Genomic DNA, 16,186 nt, shown 5'->3' with positions numbered 1-16,186 from the left:
AATTCTAAAAGGCCTTGAAAGCCTTTTAGAATTTATAGAGGTTAGTGTACAATTTGCTAACCTCTACTATAAAAAAAGACAGTAATAAGTGCAGCTTTATTATGCAACAAAATTCACAAGCAGTATAAAAATTTAAAATAGGACTTTTATTCGTTACCTAACATGATATCAACCTGCTGTTGGTGTTTGATCATTCTCTAAGCTTAACCCGGTTAAAAAAAGCTCATTATTATCGTAAATTATTTCTTCTGCTTTATTTACGGTAACATCATAGCTTGGCTTACTTTGTTGTTCTATCATTTCAATTAAATCCTCTTCCACGACTGCAATTTTTGCTTTAGTAATTTTATCGCTTATAAGTTCTTTTACACTCTCCGTTACCTTTTTTATATCAGTTTTATCGGATAATCTTTTGTACCTTATTTATTATTTTCTTTAGGCTGTTTTGTATTATATCTTTATCTTTTTTGCCAATATTAATGTCATCTTTTAATTTAGCTGACATTTTTGCTACTATATTCTCAAATGTAGTAAGTTTTTCAATGCGTATCTGCGCGTTTAATTCAGTCTGCCATTCTATTTTTAAGTCTTTTTCTAAAACTATAGTCTTTGCAGTAATTTTTTCTTTTACAAGATCATCTATACGCTTGTTTCTTTTTACATAACTATTAATAAGCTCTATATTGTTTTTGCTTATTTGGTTGCGAAAACGGTTAAACTCTGTAAGAGTATAATTATCTTCAAGCATTTCAATTAATTCTTTTGCTCCGCTGTCATATATTTTATTATCTCCAAGATCAAGCGTTCTAAGAGTAGAGTTATCTTTAAGTGCTGCAGCTATTTTCTTTGCTCCATTCTTGCCTATGTTGGTATCATAAAGAGAAAGCGATGTAAGAGTAGAATTATCTTTAAGCATTTCAGCTATTTCATTTGCTCCGTTCTCGCCTATGTTGTTACAGTTGAGATTAAGCGATGTAAGAGTAGAATTAACTTTAAGTGCTGCCGCTATTTCCTTTGCTCCATTCTCGCCTATGTTGGTATCATAAAGATCAAGAGTTCTAAGAGTAGAATTAACTTTAAGTGCTGCCGCTATTTCCTTTGCTCCATTCTCGCCTATGTTGTTACAGTAAAGATAAAGTGATGTAAGAGTAGAATTATCTTTAAGTGCTGCAGCTATTTCCTTTGCTCCATTCTCGCCTATGTTGTTACAGTAAAGATAAAGTGATGTAAGAGTAGAATTGTCTTTAAGTGCTGCAGTTATTTCCTTTGCTCCATTCTCGCTTATGTTGTTGTAGGAAAGATTAAGCGATGTGAGAGTAGAATTAACTTTAAGCATTTCAGTTATTTTTTCGCTCCTATATCGCCTATTTCATTACACCCAAGATCAAGAGTTCTAAGAGTAGAATTAACTTTAAGCATTTCAGCTATTTCTATTATTTCAGTATCACTCATGTTCTTTTTTCTAAGACTAAGCGTCGTAGCATCTTCTCTTAAACTACAGGCTTCTATTACTAAGCCTTTTTTATTTAAAATTAAAAATTCTATTAATCTTTCATTCGGTGTTTTTATTGACGTTGTTTCTTGTGAAGTTTGAAGCTGTTGTAAAAACATAATTATATCCTTATTAAATTCTATTATTTTTAATATTTTATTAAAAATAATAGAATTTAATAAGGAGTTTTAAGAATGCAATAGAAACTTAACTAGAAATATAAATAATGAGTTGAGGTTAATTTAAAGAAGAATTACTAGAAAGATTTAATGTTATCTAACCTTTCTTTAAACGCCGAAGAGCCTGATTATTGCTTGCGTCCGCCGTTTGATATCTTCGTGAATTTGTCAGAAAATGGCGAATGGTGGGCGATGACGGACTCGAACCGCCGACACTCTCGGTGTAAACGAGATACTCTACCAACTGAGCTAATCGCCCTTAATTATAAGCAAAATATGTGCTAGTTTTAATAAATAACCAAGTTAATATTGATATTGTTTAATAAAAAAATTAAGAATTTAAGAGTTAGATCATTATTTTCAATTAGCTAACAAATCTCGAAAAATAATTATGCGGTTAAGCCTCTTTTTGAGACATTTGTTTAATTCTTTGAGATAATTGACTAATTTTTCGTGAAGCAGTATTCAATTTAATAATATTTTTTTTCACTCCTTTCATTATTTTAGATTGCGCCGTAACAAAAGCAAGGTTAGCATTATCTTTTGAACCTTGATTAATTTCATGTAGAACTTTTTTAATATAAGTTTTTATTGCGCTTGCTCTTTTTTTATTAATTAAAGTTTTTTTTATAGTTTGCCTTGCAGCTTTTTTTGCTGAAGAATGATTAGCCATCTTAATCCCTGTACAAATTTATTACTTATTTTTTAATCTTTTCTTTAGTATCAAGCTCTTGATTATTTAAGTTTCCTTTAGCCTTGATATCTCTATCAACAAACTCAATATAAGCTATCGGTGCTAAATCACCGTAACGAAAACCAGCTTTTATTATTCTAGTATATCCTCCCGGACGGTCACTATACCTTTTTCCTAAGACAGTAATAAGCTTTTCTACTGCAACTTTATCTTTTATCTTAGATAATACGCTTCTTCGAGCTATAAGATTATTATTTTTAGCTTTAGTTACTAAAGCTTCTATATAAGGTCTTAATTCTTTAGCTTTTGGTAACGTTGTTTGTATTTGCTCATGCATAACAAGCGCTACAGCCATATTAGCAAACATTGCTTGTCTGTGACTACTAGTTTTATTGAGCTTTCTACCTTTAATTTTATGTCGCATTTGTGTTATATATCCTAAATTTAGCCTTAAAAATTAATAGAAGTCCTCGTATCGTTTAGATAACTCTTGTATATTTTCTGGTGGCCAGTCAGGTAAATCCATACCAAATTTTAAATTAAATTTTAATAATATCTCTTTAATTTCATTTAAAGATTTCCTACCGAAATTTGGTGTTTTCAGCATTTCAGCTTCTGTTTTTTTAACAAGATCACCGATATAAACTATATTTTCATTTTGTAAACAATTTTGTGAGCGAACGGATAATTCTAGCTCCTCTATCTTTTTAAGTAAATAAGGTGAAAAAGGTAAAGATTCTGATTTATCTTGCTTATCTTCTTCTTGCTCTTCAAAAGAAATAAAAGGTTGCAATTGCTCTTGTAAAATACGAGCAGCTAAACCTATAGCCATCTCTGGAGAAACATCTCCTTTAGTTTCTACTATCATAATTAATTTGTCGTAATCAGTAACCTGAGCAACTCTAGTATTTTCAACTCTATAAGTAACTCTTTTTACAGGACTAAATAAAGCATCTATAGCAATTTCTCCGATAGGTAAATTCTCTTCGTTATTACCTATACTAGTTACATAGCCTTTTCCAACTCTACAGGTTAATTCCATTTCTAGCTGTTTACCTTTAGCTAAATTACAAATTACATGTTCTGGATTTAATATTTCTACGTCATGACCTGTTTCAATCATTCCGGCCGTCACTACACACGGGCCCAAAACTTTTAATTTTACAACTTTTTTCTCTGCTACATGCATTTTTATCGCTATAGCCTTAATATTTAAAACTATGTCAACTAAATCTTCTTTTATTCCGGGAACAGAAGAAAATTCATGCACTACTCCAGGAATTTTTATAGAGGTTATAGCTGCTCCCTGTAACGAAGAAAGCAAAACTCTTCTCATAGCATTACCTAGAGTTAAACCAAAGCTTCTCTCTAATGGCTCAACTATAATTTTTGCAATATTGTTAGTTTCAGGAGAGCTTTGATAAGCTACTTTATGTGGCTTTATTAAAGAGTTCCAATTTTTACTTAGCGATAACATTCTATACCTATATCTCTCTTATACTCTTCTTCTTTTTGGCGCCCTTACTCCATTATGTGCAACGGCTGAAACATCTAAAATTGATGTAATTACAAAATTTTGCCCAAACAAAGCGCGCATTGCCGATTCACGCTGTGCTCCCGGCCCTTGAATTCTAATAGAAATAGTTTTAAGCCCATATTCTTTTGCTTCTTCAGAAGCTTTATCCGCAGTTATTTGTGCAGCATAAGGGGTTGCTTTCCTAGCACCTTTAAAGCCGCTTCTTCCTGCCGATGATGAAGATATTGCATTACCTTGAACATCAGTAAAAGTGATGATAGTATTATTAAACGTTGCTTGTATATGCGCAATACCAAGTGTAATTGTTTTCTTTTTTTTCTTAACTTTAATCTGATTCATCTTATATTTTACTCTATTATTTTACGGCTTTTTTCTTACCGGCAATTGCCACGGCTTTTCCTTTTCTAGTACGAGCATTAGAATGAGTATTTTGCCCTCTAACTGGCAATTTGCGTATATGCCTAAGACCTTGAAAGCATCTTATATCTTTTTTCTTTTTAATGTTCAGGTTAACTTCTCGTCTTAAATCCCCTTCCACTTTATATTCTTTTTCAATAATATTACGTAAGCTGATAAGTTCTTGATCATTTAAATCTTTAACTTTTTTACTTTCCGGAATTTTTGTCTTATCACAAATTTCTTTTGCAATAGTATTACCAAGTCCGTAAATATACGTTAAACTTATTACTAGACGTTTATTGTCCGGGATGTTAACGCTCGCAATTCTTGCCACAAATAATCTCCAAAATTTCACTAATGACTAAAAAAATAATATAAAAATCTTTTATAAAGTCAATTTGTTTTTAATATTTTATCTAATTCATTTTCTATTTCTTCTTCTTTTCTACTCGCATCGATCATATAAAACTCTCCATTATTTTTATAATAGTTTATTAATGGAGATGTTTCAATTTTATACTCTTCTATTCTTTTTTTTATAGTTTCTTCATTATCGTCTTTTCTATGAATAAACACGCTTAAACCACAGTTATCACAAATATTTTCAACTTTAGGCTTAAAAAAATAATCATTATATATTTTGCCACAATTTTTGCAGCTATATCTACCCAAGATTCTTTTAACCACTGCTTCGTTAGAAATATTAAAGTAGATAGTTTTTGTTTGCTGCTCAACAATAGTTTTAAAAAATTTTGCTTGTTCTAAATTACGAGGATATCCATCTAATATATAACCGTTCTTGTACTTATCTGATAATAAAAAATTTTTAATTGTTTCATTTACTATTTTATCAGGAATAAGTTTTCCTTGTTTTATATAGCTGTTAATCAAATTACTCTCTTCACTTACAGAAGTAGTAATTATTCTAAATATATCTCCGACTGATATATGTGGTAAATGACATTTCTCAGCTAATTTCTTTCCTTGAGTTCCTTTTCCTGCGCCTGGTGGACCTATAAGAATTATTATCACTTCTCGTCCATTTTTAATTTTTTAATTTTACTTTTTTCATTAACCCTTCATATTTACTACTAAATAAGTGAGTTTGAATTTGGGTAAATGTATCAAGAACTACATTTACTACAATTAAAAAACTTGTTCCTCCTAAAGAAAGTGACACTACATATTTGTTCATTAATAGCTCAGGTATAACACATATTATAGTTAAATACCCCCCCCCTATAACCGTAAGTCTAGTGAGTATATAATCAAAATATTCCGCCGTATTTTTGCCCGGCCTTTTTCCAGGAAGATAAGCACCGTATTTTCTCAAATTATTTGCTGTTTCTTCAGAATTAAATACTATAGCTGTATAGAAAAAGCTAAAAAACATTATTAAAGCAATATAAAACAAAATATATATAGGTTTTCCATGACCTAGATAATATGTTAACCTTCCCATAATTTCTGAATTATTAGTAGAGAAATTTGCAAGAGTCGCAGGAAATAACAAAATCGAACTAGCGAATATAGGAGGGATCACTCCCGCAGTATTAAGCTTGAGCGGCATATGCGTTGCTTCTCCGCCATAAATCTTATTTCCTACTTGCCTTTTAGGGTATTGAACTAATAATTTTCTCTGCGCTTTTTCAAAAAAAATTATTATCGCTATTAGTATAACTACGCCTATACAAACAGTTATTCCTACTAACGGCGATAGAGCTCCTTTACGAGATAATTCAAACATATTTATAATAGCACTGGGTACGCCTGAAATTATACCGATAAATATAATTAGAGAAGTACCGTTTCCTATACCTCGAGAAGTGATCTGCTCTCCGAGCCACATCAAAAACATTGTTCCAACAACTAAGGTAATTACCGTAGTAACTTTAAAAAAAACACCTGATATAGTTACTACCGGTCCGGTAGCAGTGATTATCGATTCTAAACCTATAGCTACTCCATAAGCTTGAAAAGAAGCTAATACAACTGTTAAATATCTTGATAGTTGATTGACTTTTCTTTTTCCTACTTCACCTTCTTTTTTTAAATTCTCTAAAGGCTTATAAGCTACCGACATCAATTGAATAATGATCGAAGCAGTTATATAAGGCATAACCGCTAAAGCAAAAATAGACATTCTACCCAAAGAACCGCCCGATAACATATTAAACATACCAAGTATGCCAGATTGATTTTGCTCAGCAACACTATTCAAAACTACTGAATCAATACCTGCAATAGGTATAAACGATCCAAATCTGCATACTACAAGAACTAAAACCGTAAAAATAATACGATTAACAAGATCATTGCCAGTCTTTTTTGAAGAAGATGAATTCATAAATTATAATGTCTGCCCGCCGGCTTTTTCAATCAATTCTTTAGTTTTAGCAGAATAGGAGTCTAGCTTAAATGATAGAGGAGCAGCAAAATCTTCGCTACTGACCGATAATAATTTAACTAGTGCTTTACTATTTTTAATTAATCCGACCTCTACTAATTTTTCTTTAGTAATTACTTCCGTTTCGTTCAAACGGCCTTCTAATAATAAAGCTTCAATATCGTAAATATTTACGATATTATATTTTTTAGGCGACAAAGAATTAAAACCTCTTTTTGGCAACCTTTTTATTATAGGAGTTTGCCCCCCTTCAAAACCTTTTATTGCCACACCTGACCTAGATTTTTGACCCTTCACACCTCTTCCGCAAGTTTTGCCTTTTCCGCTTCCGATACCGCGTCCTACTCTTTTTCTATTTTTTTTAGAACCAAAATTATTATATAATTCGTTTAATTTCATTTTGAGACTCTAATTAATATTTTCTATTTTTAATAAATGCTCAACTTTTTTAAGCATGCCTTTGATTGAGTTAGTAGCTTCAACAATAACAACTCTACCAATTTTATTTAAACCAAGTCCAATTAAAGTTTGTTTTTGATCATATTTACGACCTATACTACTTTTAATTTGAGTAACTTTAAATTGTGCTTCGGTTAATTTTTTTTCTTTTGTATTACTCATAGTTTCTTAATCACCCTCAAACCTTCTAGCATTTACAGTATGATATTATTAAACAATTTTATTCATTTATTTGAAGATCAGTAGCTTTTATTGATACTTCGTTTATTTTTTTATCTCTTCTTAGCCCAATAGTTTTGGGAGAAGAAAGTTTATTCAAGGCATCAAATGTTGCTGCAATCATCGCATATACATTACTAGAACCTAACGACTTAGCAACAATATCATGTACTCCTAAAGAATCAAAAATTGCCCTCATAGCACCACCGGCAATAACGCCCGTACCTGCTTTTGCCCTTCTTAAAATTACTTTAGCAGCTCCACTTTTCCCTATAACATCATGATGAATTGTTCTATTTTGATAAAGAGGTATCTTTACCATTTTTCTTCTAGCTTCTTGAGTTGCCTTTCCTCTTGCTTCGGTCACTTCTTTTGCTTTACCGTGACCATAACCTACCTTACCTGCTCGATCCCCAGCAACTACACATGCAGAAAAAGAAAATCTTCGTCCACCTTTCACTACTTTAGTAACCCTATTTACGTCAACTAAAGTTTCACTTACAGCTTCTTCGTTTTTTTTAACTTTAGACATTTATAATAACCTTAACCTAAAATCTTAATTTTTTCCTTGCTGCATCAGCTAGAGCTTTTATAACACCGTGGTATTTATATCCGCCTCGATCAAACACAACCTCTTCTATTCCTTTTAAAATAGCTTTTTCGGCTATTAATTCACCAATTTTGGTAGCGTTATCTACATTGCAATTAGATTTTTTTAATTTTTTAATTTTTTCGTCTAAAGTTGAAGCAGAAGCAATCGTTATTGATTTTGAGTCATCAATTAATTGAGCGTATATATGCCTTCCTGATTTAAAAATAGATAATCTAGGTCTATTAGACAATTTAGATATTTTATATCTTACTCTACTTTGCCTTCTTTTAAACTTAAGTTTCGCACTATGCATATTTAACTCTTAAATTTTAATTTTTCTTGCCTTCTTTTCTTGGTATATACTGACCTTTAAACTTAATGCCTTTACCTTTATAAGGCTCAGGCGGCCTTTGTTTTATAATAATGGCTGCAAATTGACCTAATTTTTCTTTATCAACTCCTTCTAAAATAATTATATTTTGTTTAGGAACATCAACCTTGATATTTTTAGGTATTTCAATTTTTGTATTATGACTTTTGGCAAGCATTAGATTTAAATAATCTCCTTTCACCATAGCCCTATAACCGACGCCATTAATTTCCAGCTCTAACTTAAAACCTTCTTTTACCCCTTTAACCATACCAGATATTATACTTCTTGTAGTACCCCACATAGAACGAGCACTTTTATTTTGAGCTAATGGCTTTACTAAAATTTTATTATCTTCTAATAAAATTTCTATATTTCCTTTAAAAGCTTTCGATAATTGACCTTTGGGTCCCGACACATTCACCTCTAACCCTTCTAAGCCAATCTTTACTCCTTCCGGTACAATAATCGGTAATTTTCCAACACGTGACATTTTTTTACCTTAAAACACTTTACAAATTACTTCACCGCCAACATTTTGAATATGAGCTTCTCTATCTGACATTACTCCATGCGAAGTAGAAAGAATATAAATACCCATATTATTATAGTATCCTTTTAAATCCTTGATTGCTGAATATACCCTTCTTCCAGGGGTAGAAACTTTATGAACTTCACGTATAGAAGCCTCACCCTTGCTAGAATATTTTAAATCTACTTCAATATGGCTAATATTATTTTCTTGAGTAATTCTATACTCTTTTATATATCCTTCTTTTTGTAGCACGTCTAAAATTGCACATTTCATTTTTGAACTAGGAAGATAAACGCTTATTAATTTACTTTTATAAGCGTTTCTAATTCTAGTTAACATATCTGCTACGTTATCACTCATTGACATATTATATACCCCTTAATTCTTACCAACTTGCCTTAATTACCCCAGGTACCAAACCTTTACCAGCTAAAACTCTCAACATATTTCTTGAAATACCAAATTTTTTGCTCACACCTCTTGGTCTCCCTGTTAATTCACATCTATTTCTTACTCTAATAGCAGCTGAATTTCTTGGTAATTGAGCAAGAGTTATAACTAGTGAAAAACGCTCTTCTAACGAGATATTTTTATCGTAAATTTTGTTTTTTAATTTTGTACGCTTACTATACAAACTTTGTGAAATTTTTTTTCTTCTTTCATTTTTTTTTATAGAACTTAATTTTGCCATTTACATATCCTAAAAATTAATTATAAAAAGGTAAATTAAAGCCCGAAAGTAATAATTTACCCTCTTTATCGTTTTTAGCTGTTGTAACAATAGTAATATCCATACCCCTTATTACGTCAATTTTATCATAGTTAATTTCAGGAAAAACTATTTGCTCCTTTAATCCAAAAGTAAAATTCCCCTTCCCATCAAAACTTTTATAGGAAAAGCCTCTAAACTCTTTAACACGCGGCAGCGCTACAATTACTAATCTTTCGAGAAAATCATACATTCTATCTTTACGTAAAGTAACTTTACACCCTATTTTCATTCCTTCACGAAGCTTAAAAGTTGCTATAGATTTTCTTGCTAACGTTACAACAGGCTTTTGTCCAGAAATTAAAGTTAAGTCATTAACAACGTTATTCATTACTTTAGAGTCGGCTACCGCAGCACCTACCCCCATATTTATAACGATTTTTTTTATTTCCGGTATTTCATGTTTATTTTTATAAGAAAATTCTTTTTGCAAATTTTTTATAATTTCTTGAGTATATAACTCTTTAAATCTTAATAACATTATTTACCTTCCTTACCGATAATCTCTCCTGATTTTTTCGCCACCCTTACTTTAGAACCGTCTGCTAAAATTTTAAAACCTACTTTTGTAGATTGACCGGTTTTAGGATCGATATGAGCGACATTCGAGATATGTATAGGTAATTCTTTAGTTATTATTCCACCCTCACTTACTTGGCTTGGTTTGGTATGTTTTTTCACCAAATTTATACCAGAAACGATAATTTTATTATCTTCAGGAAAAACCTTTAGTATTTTTCCTTTTTTCCCTTTGTATTTTCCAGTAATAACGATAACTTCATCACCTTTTTTAACTTTTAACTTAATCATTTATAATACTTCCTCTGCAAGCGACATTATTCTAACAAATTTTTTAGCTCTTAATTCTCTAGTTACAGGACCGAAAACTCTAGTACCTATAGGCTCACCTTGCTTATTTAAAAGTACTATTGCATTTTTATCAAATTTTATTGTACTACCGTCAGCTCTTCCAACTCCTTTTCTAGTTCTAACTATTAATCCTTTGTATACATCACCTTTTTTAACTTTTCCTCCAGGTATAGCTACCTTAATCGAAACTACGATAACATCACCAAGTTTAGCTACCATATGATGAGAACCTCCTAAGACTTTAATACACATAACTTTTTTAGCACCGGAATTATCCGCAACATCTAAGATGCTTTGCATCTGAATCATAAATTACTTCCACTTAAATACTTTTAACAAAACACAAAATAAACAATCTATTCGATAAAGTCAAAGACTAAAAGTCTTTATTAGCAAAAGATCTAAACCTGTTTACGTTATTAATTTCGTTTTACCTATTACTTACAGGATTTACTACTTATTACCTAGTACGCAAATTTAATTACTTTCGATATAATCGTCATTCAATACTATCCATGTTTTTGTTTTTGAGATAGGACGGCTTTCTACTATATTAACTTTATCTCCATCCTGAAATTTATTTTCAGGATCGTGAGCGGCATATTTTTTAGATACTTTTACGAATTTTTTATAAATTGGATGCTGAAATTTACGCTCTACTTTTACTGTAATAGTTTTATCAGCCTTTGAACTCACTACAACGCCTTGTAAGATTCTTTTTGGCATTTTAATATTCCTCGCTCTCAGATCTTTTGGTTAATTCGGTCTTAATACGCGCAATTGATTTTTTAACAAAAGAAAACCTACTTGTGTTTTTCAATTCTCCTAAAGTCTGTTGAAACCTTAAATTAAATAATTCTTTTTTTAAATCAATAAGATTTTTGTTAAGCTCCTCCATAGTTTTAGGAGCCAGCTCTTTTTTAAAGGATTTTAAATTAGTCATAACGTCTCACTATCTTTGTTCTTACCGGTAGTTTAGCGCTAGCAAGCTCTAAAGCTCTAAGGGCTATATTTTCTTCCACTCCTTCAATTTCAAACATAATTCTTCCAGGAGAAACTCTTACTGCAAAAAATTCTGGCGCTCCTTTACCTTTACCCATTCTTACTTCTGCTGGCTTTTTAGAAACGGGCAAATCAGGAAAGATTTTTATCCACAACCTACCTTGTCTTTTCATACATCTGGTTGCTGCTTTTCTTGCTGCCTCTATTTGCCTTGCAGTCACTCGCCAACCATCTATAGATTTTAATCCAAAAGAACCAAAAGCAAGCATAGTACCTGATTTTGCTTTTGAAGTGACTCGTCCTTTATGAGCTTTTCTAAATTTTTGTTTTTTTGGAGCTAACATTTTTGCACTTTAAAATTAATTATATTTTTTATTTTCGGTGTACTCACCTTTGTAAATCCAAACCTTTACGCCTATAACTCCGTAAGTAGTTATAGCTTCTGCCGTTGAATAATCAATATCGGCTCTTAAGGTATGCAAAGGGACCCTTCCTTCTCTATACCATTCCGTTCTGGCAATTTCAGCTCCACCAAGACGCCCTGAACAACTAACTCTTATACCAAGTCCTCCTTGCTTGAAAGAAGCTTGAATAGCTGTCTTCATTGCTTTTCTAAAGGAAACTCTTTTTTCAAGTTGTGAAGCAATATTTTGCGCAACTATTGGAGCATCAATATTAGATTTTCTTACTTCATGAATATTAATATAAACTTCTTTTAAAGAAGCCATTTTTTCTATAGTCTTTTTTAATTTATCAATCTCACTACCGCTTTTACCGATAATGATATTCGGCTTTTTTGCATAAATATTAATTATAACACTTTTATTTGAAGGCCTTTCAATAAGTACCCGACTAACTTGAGCTTGAGTATAATTTTTATTTATTAATTCTCTCATCCTTATATCTTGTATAAAAAGAGTCTTATAATGTTTTTCAGCATATAATACTGAATCCCATCCTTTAATTAATGTTGGTCCAACTCTAAAACCATGCGGGCAAATTTTTTGTCCCATTTTAATTCTCCTCTTTTTCTGTAACAGTAATATAGAGATTACTAAAAAATTTATTAATTCGAGCTGCCCGTCCTTTAGCTTTTGGCATCACTCTTTTCATTACTAAAGCTTTACCGACCGTAACACTTGTAATAACTAATCTATCTATATCCAGACCTAAATTATTTTCAGCATTAGCAATCGCAGAATTCAAACAGTTCTTTACATCGTGCGCAATTCGCTTCGGTGAAAAAGTTAGCTGCACTAATGCTTGCGAAGCTTTCATATTTCTGATAGAAGCCGCAACTAAATTTAACTTTCTTGGACTAACTCTAATAGATTTAGCTTTTGCCGTAGCAAAATTTTTACTTACTTGTGCCATATAATATAATTTATTTTCTTTTAACTTTTTTATCTGCTCCATGACCGTAGAATGTTCGAGTCGGCGCAAATTCCCCTAATTTTCTTCCAACCATTTCTTCACTCACGGAAACCGGTATAAACTTATTTCCGTTATGTACCGAAAATGTAAAACCGACAAAAAAAGGTAAGATAGTTGACCTTCTGGACCAGGTTTTAATCATTTCTGATTTACCGGATTCCATTAACTTATGTACTTTTTTTATTAAATAACCGTCTACAAAAGGCCCTTTCCAAACCGAACGCGCCATAACTAATACCTAATTTTAATTACTTTCTTTTTTTGATAATAAACTTTGAAGTAGATTTATTTTTACGAGTCTTTTTACCTTTAGTCGGGAATCCCCAAGGAGTAACGGGATGACGCCCGCCGGAAGTTTTACCTTCGCCGCCGCCATGTGGATGATCAACCGGATTCATAGCTACTCCTCTGACATGTGGCCTACGCCCTAACCATCTATTTCTGCCGGCCTTTCCTAAGTTAATATTTTTTTGATCCGAGTTGGAAACAACGCCTATAGTAGCTTTACAATCTAAAAGTATTAATCTAAATTCACCCGACCTAAGCTTAATTTGCGCATATCCCGAATCTTTACCCACCAAATCTACCGAAGTACCAGCCGATCTTGCAATCTGACCGCCTTTACCTATTTTCATTTCAACATTATGCAAAGTAGTTCCAACAGGAATAAATCTTAAAGGCAGGCAATTACCAATTTTGATATCGGCCTCTTTGCTAGATATTATTTTCTCACCTATAGATAATTTTTGCGGAGCTAGAATATAAGAATATTCACCGTCTTCAAATTTAATTAACGCAATAAAAGCAGTACGGTTCGGATCATACTCTATTCTTTCAACGGTAGCAAATACATCTAATTTATTTCTTTTAAAATCAATAAGACGATATAACTTTTTATGCCCGCCGCCTCGATGCCACGATGTAATTCTACCTTGATTATTTCTTCCACCAGTTTTAGTTATTCCTTTAGTTAAAGGCTTAAAAGGATCGCCTTTCCAAAGACTAGCTTTATCAACTTGTATTAACTCTCTAAGTGAAGGGGTGACTGGGTTAAATTTCTTTAAAGCCATTTTATTTAATTCCTCCAGTAAAATCAATAGTATGATCTTTTTCCAATGTCACAATAGCTTTCTTCCTATCAGATTGACACCCGTTAAACCCTTTAAACCTTTTCTTCTTGCCTTTCACATTTAAAATATTAACTTTTTTAACTTTTACTTTAAATATTTCTTCAATAGCTTTTTTAACTGAGGGTTTTTTAGCAACCTGATCTACATAAAAAGTAAACTTATTCTGCTCAGAAAGGGCAGTAGTTTTTTCCGTTATAACCGGCCTTCTAATTAAGTCGTAATGTTTATAAGAATTCATTTTAACCTCTTTTCTAAAACATCTACCGCCTCTTTTGACATCAACACATATTCATGACGTATTATATCGTAAACGTTTGCTCCTATTTGTGGAACCACCACGGTATTATGTATATTTTTTGCCGCCAGAGAAAAGTTAACGTCAACCTCATTTCCGTCAATTACAAAAAAACTTTTTCCCTGAAATTTATTTAATATATTAGCAAGAACAGAAGTTTTCGGCTCATCTAACTTTAAAGAATTTATTATCAATAATTTTCCTTCAGCCAATTTTCCTGACAAAGCATGCATTAACCCAAGCTTTCTGACTTTTTTAGGTAATTTTGTTGCATGACTTCTGGATACTGGACCGTGAGCTACACCACCGCCGCGCATTTGAGCAGACCGTAATGAACCCTGCCTTGCGTTACCTGTACCTTTCTGCTTAAACGGCTTTTTCGTAGTACCGGATACCCCTGATACCGTTTTAGTTTGATGGGTACCAGACATTACCTTAACACGCTGCCAATCAATAACAAGCTTTATAATATCTTCCCTGATGAATTCTAAAGCAAATATATCTTCATCTAAATTAACCTCGCCTACTTCTTCATTTGCAAGATTTAATATTTTAGTCTTCATGTTTGTTTAACCTATATAATCTTCTATAACTCTAGAAACCGTAATTGCGAACACGCTGAAAAAAATGTTATACTAAATTTATGTCAGTATTTTTTATTAGATTCAGGGTAAAAAATTGATTGCATCGGTATAAATACTTCCATACACCGACAACATCCCAGGCTTTTGCTCTTTATAGTTATTACCTATGCTCCCTTGCGTTTACAAATCACACGGCAATTCTTTAATTTATTTTCTTAAATCTGTTATATAACTATCAAAACCTTCTTTACTGCGTCTTTAATACAAAGGTAAGAACCTTTGGAACCAGGAATACTACCACTAATCATAATAACACCACGCTCTTTATCGACTCCAAATACTCTCAGATTCTGAATGGTAATTTTTTGACACCCCATATGCCCAGCCATTTTTTTATTTTTAAAAACTTTACCCGGATCTTGTCTTCCTCCCGTAGAACCGTGAGAACGATGAGATATCGACACACCATGAGAAGCCTCAAGCCCTCTAAAATTATGCCTTTTCATACTACCAGCGAAACCTTTACCTATAGTAGTTCCTGACACGTCAATAAATTGACCGGCAGCAAAATGATCCACCTCTAAATTAGCAGCTATATCAATAAAATTGTCTTTGGAAACTCTAAATTCCTTTAGTTTGACTTTAGGAGCTATTTTAGCATTAGCAAATATTTGTTTTAGAGGCTTGGTTACTCTCGATATTTTTTTATCTTTTATGCCAATAACTATAGCATTATACCCATGCTTTTCTTCAGTTTTATGCGCAACAACCTGACAGTTATCAACTTTTACCAAGGTAAGAGTAACCCTTTCTCCCTTTTCGTTAAATACTGAAGTCATACCAATTTTTTGGGCGATTATACCAGTTCTCATTACTCCCCACTCTCTAATTTAATCTCAACATCAATACCTGCAGGCAAATCAACTTTCTTTAAAGCATCAACGGTTTGCGGGGTTGGATAGCTAATAATAAGCAATCTTTTCTGGGTTCTAATCTCGAATTGTTCCCTTGATTTTATATGCACGTGAGGAGATCTATTTACGGTAAATCTTTCAATCATTCTTGGTAAAGGAATAGGCCCGCTAACATCAGCACCAGTTCTTTTAACAGCACCGACTATTTCTTTCGTAGCTTGATCAAGAATACGATGATCAAATGACTTTAAACGAATCTTGATTTTTTGACTATTTTTCATTTAGTAAACCTTATTTACAAACAG

Annotated in this window: 31 protein-coding genes and 1 tRNA gene; all 32 read right to left on the bottom strand. The window is 32.2% G+C overall.

Annotation, left to right across the window (positions count from 1 at the left end; genetic code table 11):
- Positions 1–168: 168 nt before the first annotated feature.
- A complete protein-coding gene (locus OTR29_RS01920; protein ID WP_422228969.1) occupies positions 169–300 on the bottom strand; it encodes a hypothetical protein in 132 nt (43 codons plus the stop codon).
- A 97-nt stretch (positions 301–397) separates the two neighbouring features.
- A complete protein-coding gene (locus OTR29_RS01915; RefSeq protein WP_422228968.1) occupies positions 398–1,336 on the bottom strand; it encodes a leucine-rich repeat domain-containing protein in 939 nt (312 codons plus the stop codon).
- 5 nt (positions 1,337–1,341) lie between these two features.
- Complete coding sequence (locus OTR29_RS01910; RefSeq protein WP_422228967.1) at positions 1,342–1,611, bottom strand: hypothetical protein; 270 nt, start codon at positions 1,609–1,611, stop codon at positions 1,342–1,344.
- Positions 1,612–1,854: 243 nt separating this feature from the next.
- Positions 1,855–1,930, bottom strand: a tRNA-Val gene (locus OTR29_RS01905).
- A gap of 138 nt (positions 1,931–2,068) precedes the next feature.
- Positions 2,069–2,344, bottom strand: a complete 276-nt coding sequence (gene rpsT, locus OTR29_RS01900; protein ID WP_422228966.1) for a 30S ribosomal protein S20 — start codon at positions 2,342–2,344, stop codon at positions 2,069–2,071.
- A gap of 25 nt (positions 2,345–2,369) precedes the next feature.
- Entirely contained in the window at positions 2,370–2,789 is a 420-nt protein-coding gene (gene rplQ / locus OTR29_RS01895) for a 50S ribosomal protein L17 (RefSeq protein WP_422228965.1), read from the bottom strand.
- 33 nt (positions 2,790–2,822) lie between these two features.
- Positions 2,823–3,842, bottom strand: coding sequence for a DNA-directed RNA polymerase subunit alpha (locus tag OTR29_RS01890; protein WP_422228964.1), 1,020 nt, complete (start codon positions 3,840–3,842; stop codon positions 2,823–2,825).
- Between the two features lie 18 nt (positions 3,843–3,860).
- The gene (rpsK, locus tag OTR29_RS01885; RefSeq protein ID WP_422228963.1) at positions 3,861–4,241 is read right to left on the bottom strand and encodes a 30S ribosomal protein S11; all 381 of its coding nucleotides are present in this window, start codon (positions 4,239–4,241) and stop codon (positions 3,861–3,863) included.
- A gap of 16 nt (positions 4,242–4,257) precedes the next feature.
- Complete coding sequence (gene rpsM, locus OTR29_RS01880) at positions 4,258–4,635, bottom strand: 30S ribosomal protein S13 (protein WP_422228962.1); 378 nt, start codon at positions 4,633–4,635, stop codon at positions 4,258–4,260.
- Positions 4,636–4,694: 59 nt separating this feature from the next.
- Positions 4,695–5,333 (bottom strand): adenylate kinase, encoded by a 639-nt coding sequence (locus tag OTR29_RS01875; RefSeq protein WP_422228961.1) that lies wholly within the window; start codon positions 5,331–5,333, stop codon positions 4,695–4,697.
- A 13-nt stretch (positions 5,334–5,346) separates the two neighbouring features.
- Complete coding sequence (secY, locus tag OTR29_RS01870; protein ID WP_422228960.1) at positions 5,347–6,648, bottom strand: preprotein translocase subunit SecY; 1,302 nt, start codon at positions 6,646–6,648, stop codon at positions 5,347–5,349.
- Positions 6,649–6,651: 3 nt separating this feature from the next.
- Positions 6,652–7,107: a 50S ribosomal protein L15 gene (gene rplO / locus OTR29_RS01865; RefSeq protein WP_422228959.1), complete on the bottom strand. Its 456-nt coding sequence runs from the start codon at positions 7,105–7,107 to the stop codon at positions 6,652–6,654.
- Between the two features lie 9 nt (positions 7,108–7,116).
- The gene (rpmD, locus tag OTR29_RS01860) at positions 7,117–7,329 is read right to left on the bottom strand and encodes a 50S ribosomal protein L30 (protein WP_422228958.1); all 213 of its coding nucleotides are present in this window, start codon (positions 7,327–7,329) and stop codon (positions 7,117–7,119) included.
- Positions 7,330–7,387: 58 nt separating this feature from the next.
- Complete coding sequence (gene rpsE / locus OTR29_RS01855) at positions 7,388–7,918, bottom strand: 30S ribosomal protein S5 (RefSeq protein WP_422228957.1); 531 nt, start codon at positions 7,916–7,918, stop codon at positions 7,388–7,390.
- 16 nt (positions 7,919–7,934) lie between these two features.
- The gene (gene rplR, locus OTR29_RS01850; protein ID WP_422228956.1) at positions 7,935–8,291 is read right to left on the bottom strand and encodes a 50S ribosomal protein L18; all 357 of its coding nucleotides are present in this window, start codon (positions 8,289–8,291) and stop codon (positions 7,935–7,937) included.
- A 16-nt stretch (positions 8,292–8,307) separates the two neighbouring features.
- Positions 8,308–8,841, bottom strand: coding sequence for a 50S ribosomal protein L6 (gene rplF, locus OTR29_RS01845; protein WP_422228955.1), 534 nt, complete (start codon positions 8,839–8,841; stop codon positions 8,308–8,310).
- 9 nt (positions 8,842–8,850) lie between these two features.
- Positions 8,851–9,249 carry a 30S ribosomal protein S8 gene (rpsH, locus tag OTR29_RS01840; RefSeq protein ID WP_422228954.1) on the bottom strand — a complete coding sequence of 133 codons (399 nt, stop codon included), beginning with the start codon at positions 9,247–9,249 and terminating at the stop codon, positions 8,851–8,853.
- Between the two features lie 19 nt (positions 9,250–9,268).
- Positions 9,269–9,574 carry a 30S ribosomal protein S14 gene (rpsN, locus tag OTR29_RS01835; protein ID WP_422228953.1) on the bottom strand — a complete coding sequence of 102 codons (306 nt, stop codon included), beginning with the start codon at positions 9,572–9,574 and terminating at the stop codon, positions 9,269–9,271.
- Between the two features lie 16 nt (positions 9,575–9,590).
- Positions 9,591–10,133: a 50S ribosomal protein L5 gene (gene rplE / locus OTR29_RS01830; protein ID WP_341789515.1), complete on the bottom strand. Its 543-nt coding sequence runs from the start codon at positions 10,131–10,133 to the stop codon at positions 9,591–9,593.
- A complete protein-coding gene (rplX, locus tag OTR29_RS01825; RefSeq protein WP_422228952.1) occupies positions 10,133–10,462 on the bottom strand; it encodes a 50S ribosomal protein L24 in 330 nt (109 codons plus the stop codon). Before rplX ends, rplE begins: the two co-directional genes overlap by 1 nt.
- Positions 10,463–10,831 (bottom strand): 50S ribosomal protein L14, encoded by a 369-nt coding sequence (gene rplN, locus OTR29_RS01820; RefSeq protein ID WP_422228951.1) that lies wholly within the window; start codon positions 10,829–10,831, stop codon positions 10,463–10,465. It abuts the gene before it with no gap.
- A 168-nt stretch (positions 10,832–10,999) separates the two neighbouring features.
- Positions 11,000–11,248, bottom strand: a complete 249-nt coding sequence (rpsQ, locus tag OTR29_RS01815) for a 30S ribosomal protein S17 (RefSeq protein ID WP_422228950.1) — start codon at positions 11,246–11,248, stop codon at positions 11,000–11,002.
- A 1-nt stretch (position 11,249) separates the two neighbouring features.
- On the bottom strand, positions 11,250–11,465 hold the full coding sequence (gene rpmC, locus OTR29_RS01810) for a 50S ribosomal protein L29 (RefSeq protein WP_422228949.1): 216 nt from the start codon (positions 11,463–11,465) through the stop codon (positions 11,250–11,252).
- On the bottom strand, positions 11,458–11,868 hold the full coding sequence (rplP, locus tag OTR29_RS01805) for a 50S ribosomal protein L16 (protein WP_422228948.1): 411 nt from the start codon (positions 11,866–11,868) through the stop codon (positions 11,458–11,460). The genes rpmC and rplP overlap by 8 nt, the downstream gene beginning before the upstream one ends.
- 15 nt (positions 11,869–11,883) lie before the next feature.
- Complete coding sequence (gene rpsC / locus OTR29_RS01800; RefSeq protein WP_422228947.1) at positions 11,884–12,537, bottom strand: 30S ribosomal protein S3; 654 nt, start codon at positions 12,535–12,537, stop codon at positions 11,884–11,886.
- A 1-nt stretch (position 12,538) separates the two neighbouring features.
- Positions 12,539–12,898, bottom strand: coding sequence for a 50S ribosomal protein L22 (gene rplV / locus OTR29_RS01795; protein WP_422228946.1), 360 nt, complete (start codon positions 12,896–12,898; stop codon positions 12,539–12,541).
- Positions 12,899–12,908: 10 nt separating this feature from the next.
- Positions 12,909–13,187, bottom strand: a complete 279-nt coding sequence (gene rpsS / locus OTR29_RS01790; protein ID WP_253308017.1) for a 30S ribosomal protein S19 — start codon at positions 13,185–13,187, stop codon at positions 12,909–12,911.
- A 19-nt stretch (positions 13,188–13,206) separates the two neighbouring features.
- A complete protein-coding gene (gene rplB / locus OTR29_RS01785) occupies positions 13,207–14,028 on the bottom strand; it encodes a 50S ribosomal protein L2 (RefSeq protein WP_422228945.1) in 822 nt (273 codons plus the stop codon).
- A gap of 1 nt (position 14,029) precedes the next feature.
- Positions 14,030–14,326, bottom strand: coding sequence for a 50S ribosomal protein L23 (gene rplW, locus OTR29_RS01780; RefSeq protein ID WP_422228944.1), 297 nt, complete (start codon positions 14,324–14,326; stop codon positions 14,030–14,032).
- A complete protein-coding gene (gene rplD, locus OTR29_RS01775) occupies positions 14,323–14,946 on the bottom strand; it encodes a 50S ribosomal protein L4 (protein WP_422228943.1) in 624 nt (207 codons plus the stop codon). Before rplD ends, rplW begins: the two co-directional genes overlap by 4 nt.
- A gap of 245 nt (positions 14,947–15,191) precedes the next feature.
- A complete protein-coding gene (gene rplC, locus OTR29_RS01770; RefSeq protein WP_422228942.1) occupies positions 15,192–15,839 on the bottom strand; it encodes a 50S ribosomal protein L3 in 648 nt (215 codons plus the stop codon).
- Entirely contained in the window at positions 15,839–16,162 is a 324-nt protein-coding gene (gene rpsJ, locus OTR29_RS01765) for a 30S ribosomal protein S10 (protein ID WP_341789527.1), read from the bottom strand. The genes rplC and rpsJ overlap by 1 nt, the downstream gene beginning before the upstream one ends.
- Positions 16,163–16,186 lie beyond the last annotated feature (24 nt).

This window comes from Rickettsia endosymbiont of Halotydeus destructor (genome assembly GCF_049278075.1).
Classification (GTDB): Bacteria; Pseudomonadota; Alphaproteobacteria; order Rickettsiales; family Rickettsiaceae; genus Rickettsia.
The sequence above is the reverse complement of the archived record's forward strand: the minus strand, read 5'-3'. Positions and strand labels throughout refer to the sequence as shown.